The following is a 25,654-nucleotide window of genomic DNA, read 5'->3' on the forward strand; positions in this document are numbered from 1 at the left end:
GGCTAGCGTGCGCGTACCCGGACCTGTCTGCGCAGGAGGGCCGCGGCCAGCAGCGATGCGATCAAGGAGGCGAGCAGGACCGCGCCCTTGACGCGGGACTGCTGGTCGCCGGGGGCGAAGGCGAGTTCGGCGATGAGCAGGCTGACCGTGAAGCCACAGCCGGTCACCACGGCCACCGCGAACAGGTCGCGCCAGTTCAGCGCCTCCGGCAGGGTGGCCAGGCGGCCGCGGACCGCGATCGCGGCGCCGCCCAGCACGCCGACGGTCTTGCCGACGACCAGGCCGAGCAGGACGCCGAGCGACACCCGATCGGTGAAGATGGCGGTGAGCGCCCCGGCGTTGATCGTGATGCCGGCGGCGAAGAACGCGAACAGCGGCACGCAGATGCCCGCGGAGATCGGCTGGAGCCGGTGCTCCAGCTCCGTGGCGGGCGTCTCGTGCTCGCCGGGGTCGGGCTTGACCCGGGTGAGCAGGCCGACCGCCACGCCCGCGATGGTGGCGTGCACGCCCGAGGCGTGCACCAGCGCCCAGGCCGTCAGCCCCAGCAGCAGGTAGAGCCACCAGCCGCGGACCCGGAACTGCTGGAGCAGGGCGTACCCGACCAGCACGGCCGCGGCGCCGGCCAGGGGCAGCAGCGCCACGTGGGCGGTGAAGGCGATCGCGATGAGCAGGATCGCGCCGAGGTCGTCGACGATGGCCAGGGACAGCAGGAAGACGCGCAGGCTGGGCGGCAGGTCCTTCGCGCAGATGGCGAGCACGGCCAGCGCGAACGCGATGTCGGTGGCGACCGGCACCGCCCAGGCCTCGGCGCCGCCGGGCGCACCGAACGCGACGAGGAAGCAGAGCAGCGCGGGCACGATCATGCCGCCGATCGCGCCCGCGATGGGCAGCGCGGCCTGCCGCAGGTCGCGCAGCTCCCCGACGACGAGCTCGCGTTTCAGCTCCAGTCCGGCGACCACGAAGAAGACGGTGAGCAGGCCGTCCTGCGCCCACTGGGCGACGGTCAGGTGCAGGTGCAGCGACTCGGGGCCGAAGGCGTACGCGCTGAGCCGCTGGTACGCCCCGGCCAGCGGCGAGTTGGCGATGATCAGGGCGAGCGCGGTGGCGCCGAGCAGCACCAGGCCGCCGATCTGCTCGGTGCGCAGGAACCGGGCGACCTCGGCCGCGGCGCCGCGCGCGGCCTGGGCGCGACGCCGCCGCATCCGCTTCAGACGTGGGCTGGCCTGCGGCCGGGTCCGGCTCTCCCCCATGATCCCGGATCCTACGGTCCCCATCACCCGGATACCCGGAGGTTCGCCATGAACCGGACATACACGGTGGCGTCCCGCCGGGGGGGTCGGGCAGAGTGCACGACCATGGACACCCCCCTGGCCGTGATCGACGTTCGCGGCACCCCCGAGCAGATGGGCCTGGCCTACGGCGCGGCGGCCGCCGATCCGATCAACGTGAACGTGTCGGCGTACCTGGCGCGTTTCGCTGCCGCAGCCGGGCTGGACGGGGCTGCGGTCGCCGCGCGCGGCGCGGAGTTCGGGCAGACCACCCGGGCCCACTTCCCCCGGCTCGCGGACATGCTCGACGGGGTCGCGCAGGGCGCGGGCGTCGAGCCGGCCCTCGTCTACGCGATCAACGCCCGCTCCGAGCTGCTCTACGGCAGCCCGGCCTGCGGCTCGCCGAACCCGGCCGAGCCCGGGGAGTGCACCAGCATCGGGGTGCTCGGCTCCCGCGCGGCGGGCGGGCGCACCCTGCTGGCGCAGAACTGGGACTGGCACCCGGCCCACCGCGACGTCAACCTGCTCCTGCTCACCGAGGACGAGCACGGGCACCGGGTGGCCGCGCTGACGGAGGCCGGCATGCTCGCCAAGGCGGGGCTGAACGGCGCGGGGGTGGGCGTCTGCGTCAACCTGCTCGGCAGCGACCGGGACGGGCGGCCGGGCGGGGTGCCGTACCACGTGATCCTGCGCTCGGTGCTGGAGGCGGACTCGCTGTCCTGGGCGACCCGAAACGCGATGCGGGCGCCCCGCTCCGCCTCGATCAACCTGCTGATCGGGCAGGCCGGGCCGGGTGGCGGCGAGCTGATCGACCTGGAGCTGGCGCCGGGCGAGGCGGGCTGGCTGCACCCGGTGGACGGGGTGCTGGTGCACGCCAATCACTTCGAGGCGCCGCTGCCGGTGTACGACACCGTCAAGGACTGGGGCGGCTCGTCGCTGTTCCGCTCCGCGCGGGCCCGCCGGCTGCTGGCGGCGTACCCGGATCCGTTGGGGCCGCGGGAGTTGCGGGCGGTGCTGGAAGACCATCTCGGCCACCCGCTGTCGATCTGTCGCCATGCCGACGCACGTGACGCGGAGGTTGACCGGTCCGAGACGATCTGGACCGTTTTGATGGATCTAGATGCGCGAACAATCAGGCTTATCGCCGGTCCGCCCTGTTCGGGCGAAGAAGGCACGACTATCGCGATCTGATGTGGACGCTGGAAATCTCTGCCCGCGCAGGGTGGTGACAGCGACGCGGAGTTATGCAAGGCTGCTTTCACAATCGACGACCACGGGCAGACGGGCTCACCCTGCCGTGCGCTGTCCATGGTCGTCTCCGCTAAAGGGAGGGAGGACCCTTTGCGAATCCGCAGAATCGGCACCGCCGCCGGGATCGCCGCCGCGCTGGTAGCTGCCAGCCTGACGGCGACCCCCGCGAGCGGCGCGCCCGCGCGGGCGGTTACCCCGCAGGACCCGACGGGCGTCAGCCGGCCGGACAACCTGCCCAACCCGCTGAACGCGAAGCGCCAGGAGACGCTGAAGAAGGCCATCGCCGACGTCGTGTCGGGCAAGGCCAAGCCGATCCAGCGCAACGGTTCCGAGGTCGTGCAGGTGGCCAAGGGCCGCTGGGCCGAGCTGAAGAAGAAGGCGGACAAGGTCGACCCGATCTTCACCATCCTGGTGGAGTTCGGCGACCAGGTCGGCCCCGACGGCACGGGCGGCACGCCCGGCCCGAGCTACAACCAGATCCCGCAGCCCGACCGGACCAAGGACAACTCCACGTACTGGGTGTCGAACTTCGACAAGGCCCACTACCTGAAGATGATCAACGGTCCGGGCGAGTCGATGGCCGACTTCTACTACAAGCAGTCGGGCGGCAAGTACTCGGTCAAGGGCGACGTCTCGGACTGGGTGAAGCTGCAGTACAACGAGGCTCGCTACGGCTACAACTGGGACGAGGCCGAGCAGAACCCGAACGAGCTCGACGACCGGCACACCTACTGGCCGTTCATCGAGGACACCGCCACCGAGTGGTACAACTCGCAGCTGGCGGCCGGCAAGACGAAGGCCGAGATCAAGGCGTACCTCACCCAGTTCGACATCTGGGACCGGTACGACGCCGACGGTGACGGCAACTTCAACGAGCCCGACGGGTACATCGACCACTTCCAGGCCATTCACGCTGGTGAGGGCGAGGAGGCCGGCGGCGGCGCCCAGGGTGCCGACGCCATCTGGTCGCACCGCTGGTACGTGAACTCGACCGACGAGGGCAAGACCGGCCCGGAGGGCAACAAGCTGGGCGGCGCGCCGATCGGCGACTCGGGCATCTGGATCGGTGACTACACCACCGAGCCGGAGAACGGCGGCCTCGGCGTCTTCACCCACGAGTACGGCCACGACCTCGGTCTGCCGGACCTGTACGACACGCAGGGCGGCGACAACAGCACCGCCTTCTGGACGCTGATGTCGGGTGGCTCCTGGCTGAGCAAGGACCCGAACAGCATCGGCACCTCGCCGTCGTACATGGGCCCGTGGGAGAAGCTGTTCCTGGGCTGGCTCGACTACACCGTGGTCGACCCGGGCAAGACCAAGCTGGTGTCGCTCGGCTCGGCGGCCACGCCGGAGGGCCTGCCGCAGGCGGTCCTCGTGCCGCTGCCGGACCAGACGGTCACCGAGAACTGGAACACGCCCTACAGCGGCGGCTGGGAGTGGTGGAGCGGCAGCGCCGACGACCTCAACGTCTCGCTGGAGCGCACGGTCGACCTGACCGACGCGACCACCGCGACGCTGACCGCCAAGGCGCAGTACCGCATCGAGCCCGGCTACGACTGGCTCTACGGCGAGGTCAGCACCGACGGCGGCACCACCTGGACCAAGGTCCAGGAGCCGGGCATCGGCGGCCAGAGCGCCGGCTGGCCCACCGGCTGGGTGGACCTGAACTACGACCTGACCCCGTGGAAGGGCCAGACCGTCAAGTTCCGGTTCCACTACACCAGTGACGGCGGCCTGCACTACGAGGGCGCCTTCCTGGACGACATCAAGCTCGTCACGGACGGCACCCACGGGTTCACCGACGACGTCGAGGCCGGCGTGGGCGGCTGGACGGCGAAGGGCTTCGAGCGCATCAACGGCTCGACGACCGACGTCTACCCCCGCTTCTACCTGGCGGAGTACCGCACGTACACCGGTTACGACAAGAACTTCAAGACCGGTCCCTACAACTTCGGCTTCGCCTCGAAGCCGGACTGGGTGGAGAAGTTCCCGTACCAGGACGGCCTGCTGGTCTGGTACGTGAACTACAAGTACGGCGACAACAACACCCGGGTGCACCCGGGCGGCGGCCTCGCGCTGCCGGTCGACGCGCGGCCGACGCCCATCGCGTGGCCGGGCACCTGCGCGGCGCACGCCGGCAACCCGGACGGCCTGTGCATGCTGGGCAACCGGCGCCAGCCGTTCGACGCCGTGTTCGGTCTGCAGAAGACCGACGCGGTGACCTTCCACCGGGCGGACGTTCCGCTGACCGTGCCGTCGAGCAAGGGCATCGCGACGTTCGACGACACGGACCCGAACCGCTACTGGTCGCCCCAGAACCCGTGGGGCTCGGTCCAGGTGGCCGGGGACGGCGTCAAGATCTCGGTCTGGCTGGAGTTCACCGGCGTCGCGCCGGTGATGCTGCTCCAGGTCAAGAACTGACCGGTCGCATCGCACCGAAGGGGGCCTGCCCGCGAGGGCAGGCCCCCTTTCTGTTATCAACCGTATACAAAAGCGGTCTGACACGCCCCGGTTGAGTCCTTAATGTACGGACAGAAACAACATCCATGCTCATCGAATGAGCATGTGACACGGGGAGAACCGAATGAAACGACTGAGAGGTCGTGGGCTGCTCGCTGCCCTCACACTGGTCGCGGCCGCGGCGGGAGCCGCGATCGTCCCGGCGCAGGCGGCTCACGCCGCAGGCCCGCCCGACCACACCGTCTACTGGAACCAGGTGCTGCTGCGCGTTTACCGCCAGGTGGGCGGGGCGCCCGGCCCGCTGGCCCGCGCGGGGGCGATGATGCACGCCGCGATGTGGGACGCCGCCAACTCGGCGGAGTGCCGCCTCGGCGCCACCGCGACGCCGGTGTTCGACACCTGCCTCGGCAAAAAGTACCTGACCGTCGTCACCACGCAGAAGTACGCCGGAGCCACCGCGCCGTCGCTGACCACCGCGATCGACTACGCCGCGGTCACCGTGCTGCGCAACCTCTACCCCGGGATCAACTTCGACGCCGACCTGGCCACCGCCCAGCAGGGCGTGGGCACCGACGTCAACCAGAAGGAAGGTGTGTACATCGGTCAGGCGGCCGCGCTCGCCATGCGCAACGCGCGCGCGACCGACGGCTCGGCCGACAACACGGCCTACCCGGACGGCACCGTGCCCGGCGCGTGGCGCTCGACCGGCTCCGGCGCCGCCGCCGGGCCCAACTGGGGCCTGGTCACGCCGTTCGCCATGACCTCGGGCTCGCAGTTCCGCCCGCAGCTGCCGCTCGGCTTCTCCAGCTACGCGAGCCTGCTGGCCAGCCCCGCGTACGCGGCGCAGGTCAACGAGATCAAGAGCTACGGTTCGGCCACCTCGACCACGCGGACCGCCGACCAGACCCAGCAGGCGTGGTTCTGGGCGAACGACGTCAACGAGACCTACAAGCCGCCGGGCCAGCTCTTCGAGCACACCCGGATCATCTCGGTCGTGCGCGGGCTGTCCCCGACCCAGACCGTCCGGCTGTTCGCCCTGGTAGCCGTGGCCATGGCGGACGCCAGCATCGCGGCATGGGACGCGAAGTACCAGACCGCGATCGACCTGTGGCGGCCGGAGTCGGCGATCCGGCTGGCCGACACCGACGGCAACGCCGCGACCGTGGCGGATCCGTCCTGGCAGCCGCTGTCGGCGGACAAGTTCGGGGTCCACTTCAGCCCGCCGTTCCCGGCGTACGTCTCCGGGCACGCCACGTTCGCCGCCGCCTGGGCCGGGGTGATGCAGGACTTCCTCGGCACGGACGCGGTGACCTGGACCGCCACCACAGAGGACCCGCACGCCATCGGCGTGACCCGCTCCTTCACCACCATTTCGGCGGCCGCGACCGAGAACGCGCTCAGCCGCATCTACCTGGGTGTGCACTACCGGATGGACGCCGACCACGGTCTGGCCACCGGGGACAGCGTGGCGGCCCGCGTCTTCGCCCGCGAGTTCACCGTGTGGCAGGCGCAGAACGTCTACGAGGACGCCAACCAGTGCGTGCTGGCCGGGATGGCCGCAGTGCAGCAGGGGACGTACGAGGAGTACAAGTGCGTCACCAGCATCAACGAGACCGCGACGCTGTACCTGCGCTAGCCGGAGGGGAAACGCCGCAGGTCATGAACTGACGACCCGACCGCGTCGACCGGAAGGGGCCTGCCTGCACGGGCAGGCCCCTTCCGCCGTCACCGGCACGCGGTCCCCCGTGCCTGACGGACGTCCGCACGCACGTGCCACGTGACCCGGAGCTCGGGTGCTCCGGAGGACAACATATGGCGGCCCGCGCCCGGCTTCCAGATCGACGGCGGCGGTTGCACAAACATGCAATCAGGCAGCCGGAGCTGTTGTGCCGCAATGGAAATGCCTAGGTTGCTCATGTGCGGCCACGGTGCCGCACGGGTTCGGACAAGCGGGGGAGGCTCGTTCATGCTCGACACGCAGGCCGCCGTGCCGTCGCTGATGCGGTGGGGCGTCTCGCCACACGCGGATCTCGTCTACCGCACGCTCATCACCTTCGGCCCCTGGTCGGTCGACCGGATCAGCCGGTCGCTGGAGATGAAGGCACGTCAGGTGCGCCGGGCTCTGGACGAGCTGAACGCGCTCGGCGCCGCCACGCCCAGCCGTGCCGTGGCGGACGGCAACGGCGAGGATCGGGTCTGGTCCTGCCGCGGCCCCAGCCACGTGCTGCCCGTGCTGCGCGACCGGCACCACCGCAACGCGCTGGCACACCACCGGCTGCACCAGAGCCTGTCCCGGATGGCGTACCCGAACATCGTGGCGGGCCTGGCCCGGACGCCCGCCAACGGCGTCCGCGCGCTCGACGGCCTGCGCCGGACGGTCGAGCGGATGACCGAGCTCGCCGCGGCCGAACGGCACGAGCACCTGGCGATGAACCCGGAGCCCGCCTTCGACACCGCGGCGATCAGGGCGGCGGCACCGTTCAACCGCAGGCTCGCCGCGCGGGGAGTCACGATCCTGAGCCTCGGTGTGCCCGCGTCGCCCGACGACGAGTCCGACTGGCACGACGAGGAGCTGCGCTGCCAGGGCATGCAGTATCGCGAGCTGCCGGAGGTGCCGGCGAAGCTCATCATCTTCGACCGGACGACGGCGCTGGTGCGGCAGGACGCCGCCGACCGGGAACGCGGCATGTGGGAGATCACCGCGCCGGATCTGGTCGCCGAACTCGCCAACCTCTTCCGGCAGCAGTGGGACCTCGCGAAGGACCCGGGCCGCGATTGGACACCGCCCATGAACCTCACCCCCCGCGAGAGCACGATCGTCGTCCTGCTGGCCAAGGGCTACACCGACGCCGCGATCGCGGCGAAGCTCGACATCAGCGTGCGCACCATCGCCTACACCCTGTCCGCCCTGATGGACAGGTACGACGTGACCAACCGGTTCCAGTTGGGCCTGCGCCTGGGCGCGGAGGCCGCCCGCCAGGCGCCCTCGGCGGCCGACGCCGGACCTGAAGACGACCCCGAGCACAGACCTGAACAGGAGTAGAACGGGTGACGAGACGCTCACGTCCATTGACCCTGCTGATCGCGGTCCTCACGGCGCTGGCCGCCGCGGCGGCGCCGTCGCTGGCGGGCCCGCCCGTCGCGATCGACCAGTACAGCTGGCTCAGCTGCCCGGCCGGCACGTACACCAGCGCCTGGATCGACGAGGTGCGCCTGGAGCGCGTCATGACGGACACGATGGTGACCATCACCGGAGGGCTCCAGCCCTGCCGGCCGCCGGAGAACAGCAGGGAGGTGTTCGCCGTCGCGGCCTACTACACGGTCGCCGACGCCAGAGGCATCCCGGTCACGTTCATCAGCCAGCCGCTTCCCGGGATGAACGTGACCCAGGGGATCCCCGAGCTGACCACCGAGGCGATGTGTGTGATCGCGCGGAGCGACGTCAGGCTCGCCTGCTTCGCGATCAGCTGGGAGATCGTGAGCGGCGTGCCGGTCGCCCGGTACGACGGCGCCCTGCCGCTGAACGATCCGCGGGTCATCGAGAACGCCTTCACCGACCTCAAGATCAAGGGCGGTAGCGGGCCGGGCTGCCCGCTCTGTCCCTGATCGGCAGCTCACGAGCTGCCGGCGGCCGATCGCTTGCGGGAACGTGCAAGTGGGCGGGCGGAACCTCCCCGCCGTCCGGACGGCCGTCTACTTTGCTCTCATACGGCGGCGGCCCGGCCGCGGGCGCCTGAGCCGGATACGAGAAAGGCGGCCCGCGTGGTGCGGGCCGCCCTCTCTTACTGCGTTACTGCGTTACGGACTAGCTCAGGGCCGGCGTGACGTGCACGGTGGCGTACGAGTTGTCCTTGGCGGCGCGCACGATGGTGATGGTCACCCCGTAGGCGACACCCGCGTCACCCGGGTTGCCGCTGCCGAGCACGGTGAAGCCGAGACCGTCGTATCCGTAGAGGGCGGTCACCGGGTTGCCGTTGGCGTCGACGATCCGGGTGGTGTACGGCGCGTTGCCCACCGACGGGATGACCGTCGAGGCGTCGGCGTCGCGGTAGAACAGGCTGCCGTTGCGGAACTCCAGACCCGGCACCCAGCCCTTGGCGTCCGTGAAGGCGGACACGGCCGGCTGCGGGCCGAAGTCGGTGCAGTACTCGCTGAACGGCTCGTTCGGGCCCTCCAGGCACTCCCGGAACGGGTACGTCGGCTGCAGCGTGAACGCGGCGTTCGACGACTGCGGACGGCCCGGCAGGTTCTTCAGCGTGGAGCCGTCCTTCGTGGCCGCGACGCCGGTGCGGCGCAGCGGGTCGAAGTGCGAGTCCACGATGAGCAGGCCGCCCTTCGAGCCCACGCTGGGCAGCGCGGTCAGGTTCGCCGTGACGTGGTTGGTGTTGCCGAACGTGGTGTCGCGGTACCACACCAGCATGCCGGGGGCGTTGTACTTGACCTTCTCCACCTTCCACGCGCCATCACGCGAGTAGCTGGTGTCGTAGGCGTACTGCAGACCCTGGTCGAACCCGTCGAAGTTGCGCCACTCGGCCAGGTAGTAGTGCGCCTTGGTCGAGGTGCCGGTGTCGATGCGCCAGCCGGGGCCGGTGGTGTCGACCCAGGTGCCGCCGGTCGCGGTCCAGCCGTTGGCGCCGGACTCGACGTCGTCGCTCCAGGTGGTGGCGCCGCCGCCGGTGACCGAGAAGTCGTCGGCGAACCAGCCGCGGTCCTGGTAGGCCGCGTCGGTGGCCAGGCGCAGCCGCACCTGGACCGTCTGGCCCTTGTAGGCGCCGAGGTTGACGTAGTCGTGACGCCAGCCGTGGCTGTCACCGGTGAGGCCGTACTTGCCGAACGTGTTCAGGTTGCCGTTCGGGTCGGCGTAGCCGTCGTCGGTGGAGACGAGCTGGCCGGCCTCGTTGTAAATCTTGAGCGGGGTCCACGCGTTCCCGTCGGTGGAGACCTCGACCATGCCGAAGTCCCAGTCCGCCTCGATCACGTAGTTGTTCCACATCCAGAACTTCGCGTCGTCGGCGTTGGGCACGTCGACGGTGCGAGCGATCTTGATGTTGCCCCAGTCCTGGTCGGCACCGGTGTACCACATGTGGCCGCCGCTGTGCGGGGTCGCCAGGGTGATGGTCTTCGGCGGCAGGTCGATCTTGATGCCGTCCTTGGTGCCCTTCGGCGTGCGGGAGGTCTGGCCCAGCTGGATGTCACGCGGGTCGGCGCCCGGCGCGAGCACCTGCGGGTCAGCCCAGCCGAGCACCCACTTGTCCCAGAGGCCCATGTGGGTCGGCATCGACTGGAAGATCGGGCCGGAGTGCGAACCCGAGGACATCAGGTCCCAGAAGTCGACACCCGACTCGCCGGCGCCCGAGGTGTCGTACAGGTCCGGCAGACCGAGGTCGTGGCCGTACTCGTGGGCGAACACGCCCACGCCGGAGTCCTCCGGCTGCACGATGTAGTTCGAGATCTTCAGGTTGGTGCCGGGAATGCTGTAGCCGCCCGCCACCGCCGAGGAGTGCGCCCAGATGGCGTAGATGCCCTCGGCACCGCCGCCACCGGACTTGTCCTCACCGGCGTGCACGAGCACCAGGTGGTCGATCACGCCGTCCGGCTCGTAGTAGTTGCCGTCGCCGTCGCGGTCGCCCTGGTCCTCGATGTCATAGTCGGCCCACGGGAAGTTCGGGTGCTGCGCGGCCAGCGCGTCCACCGCGTCCATCGCCATCTGCTGCGGGCCGAGCGGGTTGTCCGGGTGGCCGTTCTGGTCCTGGATCGCGCCGGCGACCCACTTGCCTTCGGCGTCCTTGAAGCAGCGGGACGCGGCGTACCAGCCCTCCGAGTGCGGCAGGGTGATCCACGGGGTCGCCTCGCCCTCGACGGTGTAGGTGCCCTTCGACATCTCCAGGTACATGTTGCGCATGGTGTAGCCGGAGATGTCGATGCCCGGCTTGCCGTCCGGGCCGGTGAGGTCCGGGCGGACCCGCTCGGTGATGCCCTCCGAGGTGTAGAGCATCTTGTTGTAGTGCTCCTGGTTGAAGTCGGGCACCCACATCGAGTTGTTGTCAGGGTGGCCGACCGTCGCCGGGTTCGGGATGGTGTTGTTCGTCGGGCCGTTCTGGATCGTGCCCGGCACGCAGGTGCGCGAACCGTTCACCGACTCCGGCACCATCACGCCGGTGAAGTCGTCGTTGGCCTGCGTGTTGTACTCGACCAGCATGGTCAGCAGGCGTGCGACCTGCGTGCCGTTCGCCTGCTTGAGCTGGCGCGGGCTCTTGCCGGTCTTGATGGACTTGGCCTCCAGCTTGGCGAGCTGGTTGGCGGTCAGCGGGTTGCCGTTGGCGTGCTTGCGGTCGAACGCGCGGGCCTTGTCCAGCGCGCTACCGTAGATGCCGCCCTTGCCCTTGACCTCCTTGCCGTCGGTGTCAGGCTGCACGGCGGGCTCGGCGTAGTTGATGTAGTACTCGCTGGGGCTGATGACGGCGGTCGGGGTGGCGGCAGCGCTCGCCGTTCCCGGGCCGTAGAGCCCCACCGCGGCCAGCGCCAGCGCGGGCACACCGGCGAGTAGCCGGCGCCTCCTCCGCGCATGGATGGCGTGCTTCATGGTCACTCCGATCCTTGGGGATGTCCGCCGCGGGCAGGGGCGCCGTAGCGGTTAGGCAGGAGGAGGCGGCATGACAGCCTGCCCCCTCCGCACCTGAGCGGCTTCACGCGGCTGGAAGGAGGAGGTGGCTCACGTGAAGCAAGCACTTCACAATGGCAAATGAAGGGATTGTTTAGGGATGGCCCGGACACGGGAGGACTGTGTCGGGGCTCCCACGTCACCGCGCGACATGGACATGTCGCGATGATGCTGATTCCGGTCCACCGAACGGTGGATGTGCCGCTGGTCGGCTCTTTGAGCAGAGAATGCCATGACAGCGAAAGGGGGCGGCCACCGGAATCCCGGTGGCCGCCCCTCTCGTCGGCGGGTGGTCAGTCCTCGTCGGACTTGCCGGACTGCATACCGGCCGCGATCAGGTTCATCACCGCGGAGTCCTGCAGCGTGGTGACGTCGCCCAGCGAGCGGTTCTCCGCCACGTCACGCAGCAGGCGCCGCATGATCTTCCCGGACCGCGTCTTCGGCAGCTCGGCTACCAGCATGATCTGGCGCGGCTTGCAGATCGGGCCGAGCGTCTTCGAGACGTGCTCGCGCAGCTCGGCCACGCCGACCTCGGCGCCGCCCTTGAGGATCACGAAGGCGACGATGGCCTGGCCGGTGGTCGGGTCGGTGGCGCCGACGACCGCGGCCTCCGCGACCGCCGGGTGGCCGACCAGCGCCGACTCGACCTCGGTGGTGGAGATGTTGTGACCGGACACCAGCATCACGTCGTCGACCCGGCCCAGCAGCCAGATCGCGCCGTCCTCGTCCCGCTTGGCACCGTCACCCGCGAAGTAGAAGCCCTGCTCCACGAAGCGCGACCAGTACGTCTCGATGAAGCGCTTGTCGTCGCCCCAGATGGTGCGCAGCATCGACGGCCACGGGCCGGTCAGCGCCAGGTAGCCGCCGCCGCCGTTGCCCACGATCGTGCCGTCGTCGGCCACGACCTCCGCCTTGATGCCCGGCAGCGGGCCCATCGCCGAGCCCGGCTTGCAGGTCGTCACGCCCGGCAGCGGCGAGATCATGATGGCGCCGGTCTCGGTCTGCCACCAGGTGTCCACGATCGGGCACCGGTCGCCGCCGATGTGCTTGCGATACCACATCCACGCCTCGGGGTTGATCGGCTCGCCGACCGAGCCGAGCAGCCGCAGCGAGCCGAGGTCGAACTGCGCCGGGATGTCGTCGCCCCACTTGGCGAACGTGCGGATCGCGGTGGGTGCGGTGTAGAGGATGGTGACGCGGTACTTCTCCACGATCTCCCAGAACCGGCCGCGGTGCGGGGTGTCCGGGGTGCCCTCGTACATCACCTGGGTGGCGCCGTTGGACAGTGGGCCGTACACGATGTAGCTGTGCCCGGTGACCCAGCCGATGTCGGCGGTGCACCAATAGACGTCGGTCTCCGGCTTCAGGTCGAACACCGCGTGGTGGGTGTACGAGGCCTGGGTCAGGTAACCGCCGGTGGTGTGCAGGATGCCCTTCGGCCGCGCCGTGGTGCCCGAGGTGTAGAGGATGAACAGCGGGTGCTCGCTGTCGAACGGCTGCGCCTCGTGCTCGGCCGGCGCGGTGGCCACCACGTCGTGCCACCACACGTCGCGGCTGTCGTCCCAGGCGACGTCCTGCCCGGTGCGGCGCACCACGAGGACCTTCTCGACGGTCGGGCACTCGGCCACGGACTCGTCCACGGTCGGCTTGAGCGCGCTCGCCGCCCCGCGGCGGTAACCGCCGTCGGCGGTGATGACGACCTTCGCGCTGGCGTCCTGGATCCGGCCGGCCAGCGCGTCCTTGCTGAAGCCGCCGAACACCACGGAGTGCGTGGCGCCGATGCGGGCGCACGCCAGCATCGCGACGGCCGCCTCGGGGATCATCGGCAGGTAGATCGCGACCCGGTCCCCGGCGCTGACGCCCAGGCCGGTCAGGGCGTTGGCCGCCCGGCACACCTCGGCGTGCAGGTCGGCGTAGGTGATGGTGCGGGTGTCGCCCGGCTCGCCCTCCCAGTGGATGGCGACGCGGTCACCCAGGCCGTTGGCCAGGTGCCGGTCCAGGCAGTTGTACGCGATGTTGAGCTGCCCGCCCACGAACCACTTCGCGAACGGCGGGTTCGACCAGTCCAGCACCTCGTCCCACGGGCGCGCCCAGTCCAGCCGCCTGGCCTGCGTCTCCCAGAAACCCAGCCGGTCCGCCTCGGCCTGCGCGTACGCCTCGGCCGTGACGTTCGCCGAAGCGGCGATCTCCGCCGGCGGTGGGAACTGCCGCGTCTCGTGCAACAGGTTCTCGAGGGTCTCGCTCACTGCGGCGCCTCCCTAGGGGTGAATTGACGGCACATGCCCTGTGACGTGGGTCTCCGGTGATGTTACGGCCAGATGACCCGGCTTTACAGTAAGGGTCCCTAACTATTTTGTTGGGATAGCCTCCGGCTGTGACTATGGATCCGTTGGCCCCGCTGCTGAAACTGGCCGATGTCGAATCTGCGGTGAATGGCGCGCGCGCTGCGGTGGACGGCGCGTACAAACATCGCGCGCTGCGGCGTCAGGGCGGCGCGGTGGCCGCCGAGATCAGCCTGCGCTGCGCGGTGGCCAGCGCCGCCCTCGAAGGTCACCGCTACGAGCTCAGCGACGTGCGCGGTGGCACCGTGCTGGACGCGGTGCTGCAGGGCGCGCTGCGGGTCGCCGAGGCGCTGCCCGGCCTGCACCAGACCTGGCAGACCGCGCCCCGGCAGGTGCTGGCGCGGCTGCACCTGCTGGCCGGCACCGGCGTGCTGCCCGACGCCGTGCTGGGCCGGCCGGAGCCGGAAAGCGCCGGCCGCCTGGACACCCTGCTTCAGATCGTCACCGGCGAGGCCGGGGATCCGCTGATCCGGGCTGCCGTGGTGCACGGCGAGCTGCTCGCGCTGCGCGCATTTCCTGGGGTCAACGGCGTGGTGGCCCGAGCCGCCGCCCGGCTCACCCTGGTCGGCAGCGGCTTCGACCCGCGTGGCCTGATCGCGCTGGAGGTCGCGCAGCTGGCCCGCGAGCCGGAATACGTCGGTGCGGCGGGGGCCTTCGCCACCGGCACCCCCGACGGCCTGCGTTCCTGGCTGCGTCATTACGCCACCGCGGTCACCGCGGGCGCCGCGGAGATCGCCGTGGTCGGCGACGCGGTCCTGGCCTCGGCCTGACCGTTCCACTCCGGACAATATGGATGGCGCCGCACGAGGCGGCGCCATCGCGCACGTCCTGCCGGGGTACCAAGCGTGCACCCTTTGCCAAACGGCCCACAGCCGACCCGAAGGTCATGCTGCGACTATGCCTTCACGACGGCTAGATCGCGCGTGGGTGCCCGGAGGCCGTGCCCGAAAGCTGGCTTCTGCCAGCTACTTCCAGCTGCAGAACGCTTTCGTACTCACTTTTCTACGCCCGTTTCGGGGTGAAGGCCAGGGTTCACGCCGAATGTGTGACTGCTGTGGCTGTTGTGACGTCCCAATCACCCATCAGGGGGCAGAAGCCGCGGCACGGGCGCGCCTGCGGCGGCCGTACCACGCGATGCCGATGGCCACGCCGACGCCGAGACCCAGCGCGGCGGCGACCGGGACGGCCGGCCGGTTGCGCAGCCTGCGGCCCAGCGGAATCGGGTGGCGGAACTCCAGGACCGGCCAGTGCCGCTCGACGGCCTCGCGGCGCAGCGCCTTGTCGGGGTTGACCGCGCTCGGGTGGCCCACCGCCGACAGCAGCGGCACGTCGGAGACGGAGTCGGAGTAGGCGTAGCACTCGCCGAGGTCGTAACCGCGTTCGGCGGCGAGCTTGCGCACCGCCTCGACCTTCGCGGGACCGGCCGCGTAGAACTCGATCTCGCCGGTGTACTGCCCCTCGGCGACCTTCATCCGGGTGGCGATGACGTCACTGACCCCGAGCTGGGCGCCGATCGGCTGCACCATCTCCTCGCCGGAGGCGGACACCAGCACGATGTCCCGCCCGGCCGCCTGGTGCTCCTCGATCAGCGTCGCGGCCTCGGCGTAGATGTAGGGGTCGATCAGCTCGTGCAGCGTCTCGTTGACGATCTGCCGGACCTGGTCGACGCGCCAGCCCTTGACCAGCTCGGCCATGTAGTCGCGGGTGCGCACCATGGCCTGGTCGTCGGCGCCGGAGCGCTTGAACATGAACTGAGCGAACGCCGTCTTGACGACGTCACGCTTAGTGATCAGACCGTCACGATAGAACGGTCTGCCGAACGCCAGCGCGCTCGATGTCGCGATGACGGTCTTGTCCAGGTCGAAAAACGCGGCGCTGCGGCCCACGGTCGGAGTGTAGCGGGGCGTCCGCCCCGGTGGCGTGCGGCCACCGCCCGGCGTACCGGCGGGCCTGCGGCTACTGACCGGCCACTCAGTGATTGCGTAGCGTAGGATCTTGGGGTCATCTACGGCGTGTCGGCGCGTGTCGGGCAGGATGCCCCTCGACGGCGTGCCGTCCGGTCAGGCATGCTTTCGCAAACAGCCCTCAGCGGTTGCCTCCCCCCCCCGCGACCGCTGAGCGGGTTCCGGCTCACCATCCCCCCTGAGGGCCGGTCCCCAAGGACGGCCCCCGTCTCCCCGGACGGGGGTCGTCGTCATTCGGGGCGTACGCCGGACGCCATAGCAGATCCACACCTTGATCAGGCGGTTGTCCCCAAGCACCGCACTGTCCACAAGCGCCGTGCGCGCATCGTGGTGTCCGCATCGGACCGTGGCGCACAGTGCCCGGCATGACCCGCTCGACGACCCGCCGCCGCGAAGCCGCCCGCGCCCTGCTCGTCACCGCCGACCCCGACCTGCTGGACGACCTGCTGCGGCTCGGCTCCGCCGCGGGCGTGGAGCTGGAGGTCGCACACGACCTGCCCGCCGCCCGCCCGCGCTACGGCCCCGCGCCGGTCGTGCTCATCGGCGGCGACCTGGCCGACGGCTGCCTGCGGGCGCGGCTGCCCCGGCGGCCCGGGGTCGTCGTGGTGTGCCGCGACGCCGCCGACCCGCGGCCGTGGGACCTCGCCCAGCCGCTCGGCGCCGAGCACGTCGCCCTGCTGCCCGCCGCCGAGACCTGGCTGGTCGAGCGGCTCGCCGGGATCGGCCGCGGCCCCGCTCCCGGCGCCGGGCGGGTCGTCGCCGTGCTCGGCGGCCGGGGTGGCGCCGGTGCCAGCGTGCTGGCCGCCGGACTCGCCGTCACCGCCTGCCGCGTCCCGCTGCGCACCCTGCTGATCGACGCGGACCCGCTGGGCGGCGGCGCCGACCTGCTGCTGGGCTGGGAGGAGCTGCGCGGCCTGCGCTGGCCGCAGCTCGCCCGCGCCAGCGGCCCGGTCGACCCCGCCGCGCTCGTCGACGCGCTGCCCCGCCGCGGTGACCTGGTCGTGCTGTCCTGCGCCCGCGACATCCCCGACGAGGAGACCCCGGTCGCCCCGTCACTGCCCGCCGACGCCATGGCAGTCGCCCTCGACGCCGGACGGCGCGGCCGGGACCTCGTCGTGGTCGACCTGCCCCGGCGCCTCGACGAGGCCGCCGCGGTGGTGCTCCAGGACGCCGACCGGGTGCTGCTGGTCGTGCCCGCCGAGCTGCGCGCGGCCGCCGCGGCGGCCCGCGTCGCCGACGTCGCGCTGGCGTACCGGCGCGAGCTGTCCCTGGTGGTCCGCGAACCGGCGCCGGGGCGGCTCAGCGCCGCCGAGCTGGCCCGCGCGGTGGGCCTGCCGCTGGCCGGCACCCTGCGCCCCGAGCCCCGGCTCGCCGCCGCCCTGGAACGCGGCGAGGCGCCGGGCTCCGCCGCCCGCGGCCCGCTGGCCACCCTGTGCGGCCGCCTGATCCGCGAGGTCCTGCCGTGACCAGGCTTCTCTCCGGGTCGGGTGCGGCGCGCACGGACGGTGAGCAGGGATGACCGAGCGCATCGTGCCCGCCGAACTCGCCGGGACCGGGCCGCTCGGGCCGCTGCTGGCCGCGCCCGACGTCACCGACGTGCTGGTCAACGGGGTGCAGGTGTGGACCGATCGGGGGTCCGGGCTGGTCCGCGAGCCGGTCACCATGCCGTCCGCGGAATCCGTACGCCGGCTCGCGCAGCGGCTCGCGGCCGCCTGCGGGCGGCGGCTCGACGACGGGCAGCCGTTCGTGGACGCCCGGCTCGCCGACGGCACCCGGCTGCACGCGGTGCTGCCCCCGGTGGCGACGGCCGGGCCGTACCTGTCCCTGCGCACCTTCCGGCAGCGCCCGATGGGCCTGGCCGAGCTGGTCCGTCCCGAGCTCGCCGAACTGCTCGCCGTGGTGGTCGCCGCCCGGCTCACCTTCCTCGTCTCCGGCGGCACCGGCTCCGGCAAGACCACGCTGCTCGGCGCGCTGCTCGGGCTGGTGCCCGGCCGTGAGCGGATCGTGCTCGTCGAGGACTCCGCCGAGCTGCGCCCGGCCCACCCGCACGTGGTCGCCCTGCAGACCCGCACCTCCAACGTGGAGGGGGCCGGTGTGGTCGGCCTCGCCGAGCTGGTCCGGCAGGCGCTGCGGATGCGCCCGGATCGGCTCGTCGTCGGCGAATGCCGCGGCGCCGAGGTGGTCGATCTGCTCGCCGCCCTGAACACCGGGCACGAGGGCAGCGCGGGCACCCTGCACGCCAACACCCCCGCCGACGTGCCCGCCCGGCTGGAGGCGCTCGGCCTGCTGGGCGGGCTGCCCCGCCCGGCCCTGCACGCCCAGGTCGCCGCCGCGGTCCGGGTGCTGCTGCACCTGCGGCGCACCGCGACGGGCCGGGTGCTCGACGCCGTATGCCTGCTCACCGCCGACGGACCCGAGCGGCTCGTCACCGCCCGGCCGGTCTGGCGACGCGCCGACGGCATCCGCCCCGGCGCCGCCGAACTGTGCCACCTGCTGCGCGAACGTGACGTCGTCCCGCCCGCCTGGCTGGCGGCGCGATGAGGCAGGCGCGCGACCGGCCGGCCGGACTCGACTCACCCTGGTCACGTGGGGCGCGCGACCGGCTGGCCGCGCTCGGCGCATCCGGGCCAGGTGGGGCGGAGGAAGAATCCGGCGGGCGTGATTTGGACCCGCCGGTCGTCTCCCGGCTGCTGATCCCCCTGCTGCCGGCGGCTGCCGGGCTGGTCGCGGGACTGCTCGCCGGTTCGCCCGTGGCGGCGCTGATCGTCGCCGGGTATGCCGTGCTCGGCGGGCGGCTGTGGCGCGGGCACCGGCTCGGCCGCAGCGCCACCCGGCAGCGCGCCGACTCGCTCGACCTGATCGGCGCGGCCGCCGCCGAGCTGCGCGCCGGTGCCGTCGGCGGGGTCGGTGGCGTGCTGCTGCTGCCCGACGCCGAGCTGGACCGGCTCGTGCACGCCGCGCGCAGGCTCGCCGACGGCACCGGCGCGCCCCTGGCGGAGCTGCTCGAACGGCTCGAAGCGCAGAGCCGGGCCGCCGACCGTGCGGACGCCGCCGCTGCCGCGCAGGCCGCCGGTGCGCAGCTCACGGCGGTGCTGCTGGCCGCGCTGCCGGTGGGCGGGCTCGGGCTCGGCTACCTGATCGGGGTCGACCCGCTGCGGATCCTGCTGCACACGCCCGTCGGCGTCGGCTGCGCCTGCGGTGCCGCCGTGCTCCAGGCCGCCGGGCTCGCCTGGACACGCCGCCTGCAGGGCGCCCCGCCCTCGCGTGCGGCGGCGGGCAGCGGCTCGGTCCGGCGCCGGCTGCGCCGGCTGCGGCTGCGCCGCGTCCCGGAGAACCCGTCCCCGCGTACGCCATGGCTGCTCGGGCTGGTCGCGGGCGGTGCCGTGGTCGCGCTGCTGCCCGGTGTGGCGGGCGTCGTCATCGGAGCCGTGGTCGCGGCGGTGACGGTGGCGGTGCTGCGGCGAATGGAACCCGCGGCGGTCCGCGCCGAAAGGGTGCAGGTGCTCGCCGACCTGCCGTGGGCGGTCGACCTGGTGGGCGCGGCGCTGCGGGCCGGTGCCCCGCTGGACGGTGCGGTGCTCGCCGTCGCGGCCGCGCTCGACGGGCCTGCCGCGGTGCGCCTCCAGCGCATCGGGCGCAGCCTGCGGCTGGGCGCCACGCCCGCCGAGGCCTGGCAGCACCTTGCCGACCTGCCGCCCGCCCGGCGCCTGGTCGCCGCCGCCGAACGCAGCTCCGCCAGCGGATCAGCCCTGGCCGGAGCGCTCCACCGGTGCGCCGACGACCTGCGCGCCGACGCCGCCGTACGCCGCCAGGCCGGTGCCCAGCGCGCCGGTGTGCTCATCGTGCTCCCCCTCGGCCTGTGCTTCCTGCCGGCCTTCGTGCTCGCCGGCCTGGTGCCGGTGGTCCTCGCCGTGCTCGGCGAGGTGCTCTGAACGAGAGGAGATCAACCATGATCATGACCGACCCGACCGAGACGGCGGCGGGGCCGTCACCCGCGGCGCTCGCCTCCGGCGCGCGGCGCCTGCTCCGCCCGCCGGTCCCCGCGGACGCGGAGATGCGCGACGCCGGGCTCTTCACCCAGCCGCAGGTGAACGACGCCGTCCGCGCCGCGTGCGCGACCGCGGACGACGCCGGTCTCACCGCCCGGCCGCAGGTGGACGGCCACATCCTCGCGGGTGGCGCGGCGGCACACGGCGCCGGTCTCGCCGCCCCGTCGGAGGTGGACGGTGCCGTCCACGCCGACGACGCGAAGGGACACGACGAGACCGGCCCTGCCGCCGGGCCGCGCTGCATGGCTGACGCCGGGATGAACACCGCCGAGTACGCGGTCGGCACGCTTGCCGCCGTCGCGTTCGCCGGGATCCTGCTCAAGGTGCTGACCAGCGACAGCGTGCAGGCGGCACTGGCCGGGGTGATCCAGCGGGCGCTCGGGTGAGCCGAAGCGACCGGGGCAGTGCCACCGCCGAGCTGGCGGTGGCACTGCCCGCCGTGGTGCTGCTGCTGGTCACCGGCATCGGTGCGGTCACCGCGGTGACCGTGAAGCTCGGCTGCGTGGCCGCCGCCCGTGATGCCGCACTGGCCGCGGCCCGTGGCGAGGCGGTGGCGGCCGGGGCGGACGTGTCGTCGGGCGGGGACACCGTGACGGCGACGGTGCGGCGGTCCGTCCGGGTCACCGTGCTCACCTGCACCGCGACCGCCGCCCGGGAACCCGGTGCGCCGTGAGCTCCCTGTACGCGATCGGCGTCGGGCTGGTGTTCGTCGTCGCGGGCACCGTGGTCGCGGCCGAGGGCGCGCACCTGGTCGCCCGGGAGCAGGCGCGGACCGCGGCCGATCTCGGCGCGCTGGCGGGCGCGGCGTACGCCGTCCAGGGCGTGGACGTGGCCTGCGCGCGGGCCGGGGAACTCGTGCGGGCCAACGGCGCGATGGTGACGGACTGCCGGCTCGACGGCCTCGACCTGCTCCTTTCCGTAACCGCCGTGACCGGGGCGGGCGCCGCCGAGGCCACCGCCCGCGCCGGCCCGATCCGGATCGCCGCGGTGGCCGAGGCAGCCGCTCCCCGCGCCGAAGCTCCGCTCCCCGCGCCGAAGCTCCGGTATCCGCGCCAGAGCTCCGCTTTGGCTCCGCGCCGGGCAGATCGCGATTTCGTGTCAAGAAGTGAGGTGTGACCGCAGATCATGACACCAACTACTGATCAAGCCGGGCTGGACGTGCTCGCCGATGACAGGGGTGGGCTCTTCACCAGGGAGGATGCTCATCGACACGGGTTCACAAACGATCAGATCCGGCGGCGCCTGCGCCGGGGCGATTGGCGGGTCGTCATCGGCCCGGTGCTGACCCGCGCCGGGCGGCAGGTCACTCCGCTGCTGCGGGACCGGGCGGTGCTGCTGGCCGTGCCCGACGCGGTCCTCAGCGGGCCGTCGGCGGCCCGGCGATACGGGCTGGAGGTGCCCGACCTGCGCACCTGCGTGACGGTCGGACCGGGGCGGCAGGTCCGGCACGCCGGCCTGCGGGTACACCGCGAGATCCTGGCCTCCGCCGACGTCTGCCTCGTCGACGGGATGCTGTTCACCGGCCCGGCGCAGACGGTGATCGACTGCGTACGTGAGCTGCGGCCCGACGACGCGGACCTGGTGCTCGACCGCGCGATCCAGCGGCGGCTCATCACGTTCGAGGAGTTCGTCGAGCGGGTGCGGGGCCGGGCCGGGCGACACGGGGCCGGGCCGCTGGTCCGGGCGGCGGCCCGGCACGCTCACGGTGCGCGGTCCGCCGCGGAACGGCTGCTGGTGCAGGGCCTGCGCCAGGGCCGGATCACCGGATGGCGGAGCAACCTGCCAGTGCACGACGAGGATGGGCTGATCGGCGCGGTCGACTTCGGGTTCGTGGAGATCCGGCTGGCGATCGAGATCGACGGGCAGGCCTGGCACAGCGCCGCCGACCGTTTCCAGCACGACCGCACCCGGCAGAATCGCCTGGTCCGGGCGGGCTGGACGGTGCTCCGCTTCACCTGGCAGGACCTCACCCGCAACATGCCCGGCGTCCTCCATGAGATCGAAACCGTCCGCCGCCAGCTGGCGGGCTGACAGAGATCGCTGTCTCGTGTCACAACCTATGGTCCAGCCACAGGTTCCGACACGAGACGGCGATCTTGGCGCCCCGCGCCCCGCGCCGCGCCCGGCGGTCAGTGGGGGAGGTGGTGGAGGATGGTGTCGAGGACGGTCACGGCGCCGCGCTTGTCCAGGGGATTGTTGCCGTTGCCGCACTTGGGGGACTGGACGCAGCTGGGGCAGCCGCGCTCGCACCCGCACTCGGCGACGGCGGTGCGCGTCGCGCCCAGCCACTGCGCGGCCATCCCGTACGCCCGCTCGGCGAAACCGGCCCCGCCGGGGTGCCCGTCGTACACGAAGATGGTCGGCGCGTCGGTGTCGGCGTGGCAGGCGGTGGACAGGCCGCCGATGTCCCACCGGTCGCAGCTGGCCACCAGCGGGAGCAGCCCGATCGCGGCGTGCTCGGCGGCGTGCAGCGAGCCGGGCAGGTCCTCGACCCCGGCCACGGCGGACTCGGCGATCGTGGTCCACACCGCGACCGTGCGCAGGGTGCGGCTGGGCAGCTCCAGCGGCCAGGTGCCGAGCACCTCGCCGCTGTCCATGCGGCGGCGCTGGAACGACACCACCTGGCTGGTCACCTCGACCTCGCCGAGGAACAGCCCGATCGGCCCGGCGTCGACGTAGGAGCGCACCTCCAGCACGGTGAGCGAGGTGGTGTCCCGGGCGTGCGTGGAGTACGGCGGGTTGTCCGCCTCGACCAGCGCGACCGCGTCGGCGAGGTCGAGCGACTGCACGACGTACGTGCGGCCCTGGTGGGTGTACACGGCACCGGGGTGCAGGTGGTGGTGGGCCGCGCCGGGGTCGGCGGTGCCGATGAGCCGCCCGGTCGACGCCTCGATGACGGCGACGGGCGGGCCGCCGGTGCCGCGCAGGTCGATGTCGGGGCGCTGCGGATGGGTCCAGTACCAGCCGGTGGGGCGGCGGCGCAGCGCGCCCGCGGCGACGAGTTCGTCGAGCAGTGCCGCGTCGGCGCCGAACAGGGGCAGGTCGGCCTCGGTGAGCGGCTGCTCGGCGGCGGCGGTGCACAGGTGCGGGGCGAGTACGTACGGGTTGGCCGGGTCGAACACGGTGGCCTCGACGGGGGTGCCGAACAGCGCCTGCGGGTGGTGCACCAGGTAGGTGTCCAGCGGGTCGTCGCGGGCGACGAGCACGCACAGCCCGTCGCGCCCGGCCCGCCCGGCCCGCCCGGCACGCTGCCAGACCGCGGCGCGGGTGCCGGGGTAGCCCGCCAGCAGCACGGCGTCCAGGCCGGTCACGTCGATGCCCAGTTCGAGCGCGTTGGTGGTGGCCAGGCCGGTCAGGCTGCCGTCGGTGAGCTGCTGCTCCAGGCTGCGGCGCTCCTCGCGCAGGTAGCCGGCGCGGTACGCGGCGACCTGGCGGCCCAGGCCCGGCTGCGCCTCTTCGAGGGCGGCGCGCGCGTGCACGGCCACGACCTCGGCGCCGCGCCGGGAGGGTACGAAGGCGAGGGTGCGTACGCCCTGCACGACCGCGTCGGCCAGCAGGTCGGCGGTCTCCCGCAGCGCGGACCGGCGCACCGGGGCGGCGTCGCCGTTCAGATCCGCCCCGGGCAGCTCCGGCGGCTCCCACAGCGCGAAGGTCATCGAGCCGCGCGGCGCACCGTCCTCGGTGACGGCCCGCACCGGTCGCCCGACGAGCTTGCTCGCGCTGCCCGCCGGATCCCCGGACGTCGCCGACGCCAGCAGGAACACCGGCCCGCGCCGCGCTGCGCCGCCCCGGCCGATCCCGGTGCCACCGGACCTGGCCGTGCCGCCTGACCGGGCAACGGACTGGTCAGCGGTCTCCGCGTTAAGAAGGTGCCCTTCCTCTACGGATTCCGTTAAGAAGGTGCCCTTCCTTTCTGGTTCTCCGGTGAGGCGGCGGAGGCGGCGGAGGATGTGGGCGACGTGGGCGCCGAAGACGCCGCGGTAGCTGTGGGACTCGTCGACGATGACGTAGCGCAGGTTGCGCAGCACCCCGGACCAGCGCTGGTGCTGCGGGAGCAGGCTGTGGTGCAGCAGGTCGGGGTTGGTGAGGATGACGTTGGCGTGCTGGCGGATCCAGTCGCGCTCCTCGCGGCCGGTGTCGCCGTCGCAGACCGCGGCGCGCAGGCCGGGCAGGTTCAGCCCGGTCAGCGAGCGGTGCTGGTCGGCGGCGAGCGCCTTGGTGGGGGCGAGGTAGAGGACCCGGGCGCGGGGCTCGGTGAGCACGGCGGACAGGGCGGGCAGCTGGTAGGCGAGGGACTTGCCGGAGCCGGTGCCGGTCGAGATGACGACATCGTGGCCGGCGTACGCCAGCTCGGCCGCCTCGGCCTGGTGGGCCCAGGGCGCGGTGATGCCGCAGCCGCGCAGCGCCTCGACCAGGTCCGGCGGGATCCAGGCGGGCCACTCGGCGGCGCGCCCGGCCCGCGCGGGCAGCAGCTCGACGTGCGTGACCTGGTCGCGCTTGAGCCAGTAGGGCAGCAGGTCCACCCCAGCACTCTGCCACCCGGCGGGCCGCGGCGGCCAGCCCGCATCGGCCGCCGTCGGGCGACGTCCGGCGCAGTCTCGGGCGGCGCCCGGCCCACGGTCGGCGCCCGTTGCCGAGATACGACAGCCCACGTCGGCGACAAGGGCAAAGGGCGCGTAGCCCGGAAACCCGACCAGTGGTTAGATGCATGGGGACCGGTGCACGGAGAGATTCCGGGCAGTGACCGGACGTCGCAGAGGGAGGTGCCGATGGAGCTGTCGCTGGCCACGCGTGTCGTCGCCACGCACACCGTGCTCGAAGTCGGCGGCGAGGTGGACGTCTACACCGCTCCCAAGCTGCGCGAGCGCATCGCGGAGCTGCTCGACAGCGGGGTGACCGGGGTCGTGGTCGACCTCGCGAAGGTCGAGTTCATGGACTCGACCGGGCTGGGCGTGCTGGTCGGCGGGCTGCGTAAGGCGCGTGCCGCGGGAGCGACGTTCGGCGTGGTGTGCGCCCGCGAGTCGCTGCTGAAGATCTTCCGGATCACGGCGCTCGACCAGGTGCTGCCGCTGTATCCGTCCATCGACGCCGCGACCGCGAGCTGATCCGCAGGGTAATGGCGACCGTCCGGCTCGAATTCACCCCCGAACCCGCGCACGTGCGTACGGCGCGGCTCGTCGGCGTGGCCGTCGCACGGCGGGCCGGCGTGCCCGACGACCAGCTCGACGAGGTCCGGCTGGCGATCGGCGAGGCCTGCGCGCGGGCGGTGGCCCGGCACCAGCGGGTCGGCCTGCGCGACGTGGTCGCGGTGGCGTTCAGCGACGGGGATCGTTACCTGGTGCAGGTGTGGGACCGCGCCGGCGACGACGCGCCCATCGCCGACGAGGAGCAGATCACCGTGGACGTGAGCGCCAGCCTGCTCCAGGCGATCGTGAAGGATCTGCAGGTCCGCCCGCTCGACGACGGGCCGGGCACCGAGGTGCAGATGGCGTGGCCGATCCGGCGCGCGTCGCGGCTGGGGCGCTGATTCCGCCACGGAACGTGAGCGTGTGCATGCGCGGCGACGTGCTGTGACCGTTCCGCAGGCATAGAGTCGCTGAGCGTACCGCACAAACCCGCGCGGCGCAGCAACGAAGATCACCGCGACACGGCAGGT

The 25,654-nt window shown here is 72.3% G+C and carries 19 protein-coding genes and 1 pseudogene; 15 read left to right on the forward strand and 5 right to left on the reverse strand.

The window, feature by feature from the left end; all coding sequences use genetic code 11:
- Nucleotides 1–2: 2 nt before the first annotated feature.
- Nucleotides 3–1,250, reverse strand: a complete 1,248-nt coding sequence (nhaA, locus tag CS0771_RS08330; protein ID WP_212840480.1) for a Na+/H+ antiporter NhaA — start codon at nt 1,248–1,250, stop codon at nt 3–5.
- A 105-nt stretch (nt 1,251–1,355) separates the two neighbouring features.
- On the opposite strand from nhaA, the gene CS0771_RS08335 reads away from it, so the two are divergent.
- The 5 genes from CS0771_RS08335 (at nt 1,356) to CS0771_RS08355 (ending at nt 8,588) form a co-directional block, all read left to right on the forward strand.
- Nucleotides 1,356–2,459: a C45 family peptidase gene (locus tag CS0771_RS08335; RefSeq protein WP_212840481.1), complete on the forward strand. Its 1,104-nt coding sequence runs from the start codon at nt 1,356–1,358 to the stop codon at nt 2,457–2,459.
- Between the two features lie 150 nt (nt 2,460–2,609).
- Nucleotides 2,610–4,943: an immune inhibitor A domain-containing protein gene (locus tag CS0771_RS08340; RefSeq protein WP_244870676.1), complete on the forward strand. Its 2,334-nt coding sequence runs from the start codon at nt 2,610–2,612 to the stop codon at nt 4,941–4,943.
- Between the two features lie 163 nt (nt 4,944–5,106).
- A complete protein-coding gene (locus CS0771_RS08345) occupies nt 5,107–6,618 on the forward strand; it encodes a vanadium-dependent haloperoxidase (protein WP_212840483.1) in 1,512 nt (503 codons plus the stop codon).
- Nucleotides 6,619–6,948: 330 nt separating this feature from the next.
- Nucleotides 6,949–8,025 (forward strand): helix-turn-helix transcriptional regulator, encoded by a 1,077-nt coding sequence (locus tag CS0771_RS38590; RefSeq protein WP_244870677.1) that lies wholly within the window; start codon nt 6,949–6,951, stop codon nt 8,023–8,025.
- A gap of 5 nt (nt 8,026–8,030) precedes the next feature.
- On the forward strand, nt 8,031–8,588 hold the full coding sequence (locus CS0771_RS08355) for a hypothetical protein (protein ID WP_212840484.1): 558 nt from the start codon (nt 8,031–8,033) through the stop codon (nt 8,586–8,588).
- 199 nt (nt 8,589–8,787) lie between these two features.
- Here CS0771_RS08355 and CS0771_RS08360 read toward each other — a convergent pair whose 3' ends face one another.
- Both CS0771_RS08360 and acs read right to left on the reverse strand, forming a co-directional pair.
- On the reverse strand, nt 8,788–11,565 hold the full coding sequence (locus tag CS0771_RS08360; RefSeq protein WP_212840485.1) for an immune inhibitor A domain-containing protein: 2,778 nt from the start codon (nt 11,563–11,565) through the stop codon (nt 8,788–8,790).
- A 371-nt stretch (nt 11,566–11,936) separates the two neighbouring features.
- Entirely contained in the window at nt 11,937–13,889 is a 1,953-nt protein-coding gene (gene acs, locus CS0771_RS08365; RefSeq protein WP_212840486.1) for an acetate--CoA ligase, read from the reverse strand.
- Between the two features lie 128 nt (nt 13,890–14,017).
- Between acs and CS0771_RS08370 the strand changes: the two genes are divergently transcribed.
- Complete coding sequence (locus tag CS0771_RS08370; protein WP_212840487.1) at nt 14,018–14,755, forward strand: oxidoreductase; 738 nt, start codon at nt 14,018–14,020, stop codon at nt 14,753–14,755.
- Nucleotides 14,756–15,067: 312 nt separating this feature from the next.
- On the opposite strand, the gene CS0771_RS08375 is transcribed toward CS0771_RS08370, so the two are convergent.
- Nucleotides 15,068–15,871 carry an HAD family phosphatase gene (locus CS0771_RS08375; RefSeq protein WP_212840488.1) on the reverse strand — a complete coding sequence of 268 codons (804 nt, stop codon included), beginning with the start codon at nt 15,869–15,871 and terminating at the stop codon, nt 15,068–15,070.
- Between the two features lie 443 nt (nt 15,872–16,314).
- Between CS0771_RS08375 and ssd the strand changes: the two genes are divergently transcribed.
- From ssd to CS0771_RS08410, 7 genes and pseudogenes are all read left to right on the forward strand, one after another.
- Nucleotides 16,315–17,415, forward strand: a complete 1,101-nt coding sequence (gene ssd, locus CS0771_RS08380) for a septum site-determining protein Ssd (protein ID WP_212840489.1) — start codon at nt 16,315–16,317, stop codon at nt 17,413–17,415.
- A 70-nt stretch (nt 17,416–17,485) separates the two neighbouring features.
- Nucleotides 17,486–18,490: pseudogene (locus CS0771_RS08385) on the forward strand (TadA family conjugal transfer-associated ATPase); the annotation flags it as partial.
- Entirely contained in the window at nt 18,487–19,881 is a 1,395-nt protein-coding gene (locus tag CS0771_RS08390) for a type II secretion system F family protein (protein WP_212840491.1), read from the forward strand. The pseudogene CS0771_RS08385 and the gene CS0771_RS08390, both read left to right, overlap by 4 nt.
- A gap of 359 nt (nt 19,882–20,240) precedes the next feature.
- On the forward strand, nt 20,241–20,384 hold the full coding sequence (locus CS0771_RS08395; protein WP_212845699.1) for a DUF4244 domain-containing protein: 144 nt from the start codon (nt 20,241–20,243) through the stop codon (nt 20,382–20,384).
- Nucleotides 20,381–20,671: a TadE/TadG family type IV pilus assembly protein gene (locus tag CS0771_RS08400; protein ID WP_212840492.1), complete on the forward strand. Its 291-nt coding sequence runs from the start codon at nt 20,381–20,383 to the stop codon at nt 20,669–20,671. The genes CS0771_RS08395 and CS0771_RS08400 overlap by 4 nt, the downstream gene beginning before the upstream one ends.
- On the forward strand, nt 20,668–21,114 hold the full coding sequence (locus CS0771_RS08405) for an Rv3654c family TadE-like protein (RefSeq protein WP_244870678.1): 447 nt from the start codon (nt 20,668–20,670) through the stop codon (nt 21,112–21,114). The genes CS0771_RS08400 and CS0771_RS08405 overlap by 4 nt, the downstream gene beginning before the upstream one ends.
- A 162-nt stretch (nt 21,115–21,276) precedes the next feature.
- Nucleotides 21,277–22,029, forward strand: coding sequence for a DUF559 domain-containing protein (locus tag CS0771_RS08410; protein WP_212840493.1), 753 nt, complete (start codon nt 21,277–21,279; stop codon nt 22,027–22,029).
- A 98-nt stretch (nt 22,030–22,127) separates the two neighbouring features.
- Here CS0771_RS08410 and CS0771_RS08415 read toward each other — a convergent pair whose 3' ends face one another.
- Nucleotides 22,128–24,521, reverse strand: coding sequence for a DEAD/DEAH box helicase (locus CS0771_RS08415; RefSeq protein WP_212840494.1), 2,394 nt, complete (start codon nt 24,519–24,521; stop codon nt 22,128–22,130).
- Nucleotides 24,522–24,767: 246 nt separating this feature from the next.
- Between CS0771_RS08415 and CS0771_RS08420 the strand changes: the two genes are divergently transcribed.
- Entirely contained in the window at nt 24,768–25,103 is a 336-nt protein-coding gene (locus CS0771_RS08420) for an STAS domain-containing protein (RefSeq protein ID WP_212840495.1), read from the forward strand.
- Nucleotides 25,104–25,114: 11 nt separating this feature from the next.
- Nucleotides 25,115–25,525 (forward strand): ATP-binding protein, encoded by a 411-nt coding sequence (locus CS0771_RS08425; protein ID WP_203747708.1) that lies wholly within the window; start codon nt 25,115–25,117, stop codon nt 25,523–25,525.
- The last annotated feature ends 129 nt before the right edge of the window (nt 25,526–25,654 follow it).

This window comes from Catellatospora sp. IY07-71 (assembly GCF_018326265.1).
Taxonomy (GTDB): Bacteria; Actinomycetota; Actinomycetes; order Mycobacteriales; family Micromonosporaceae; genus Catellatospora.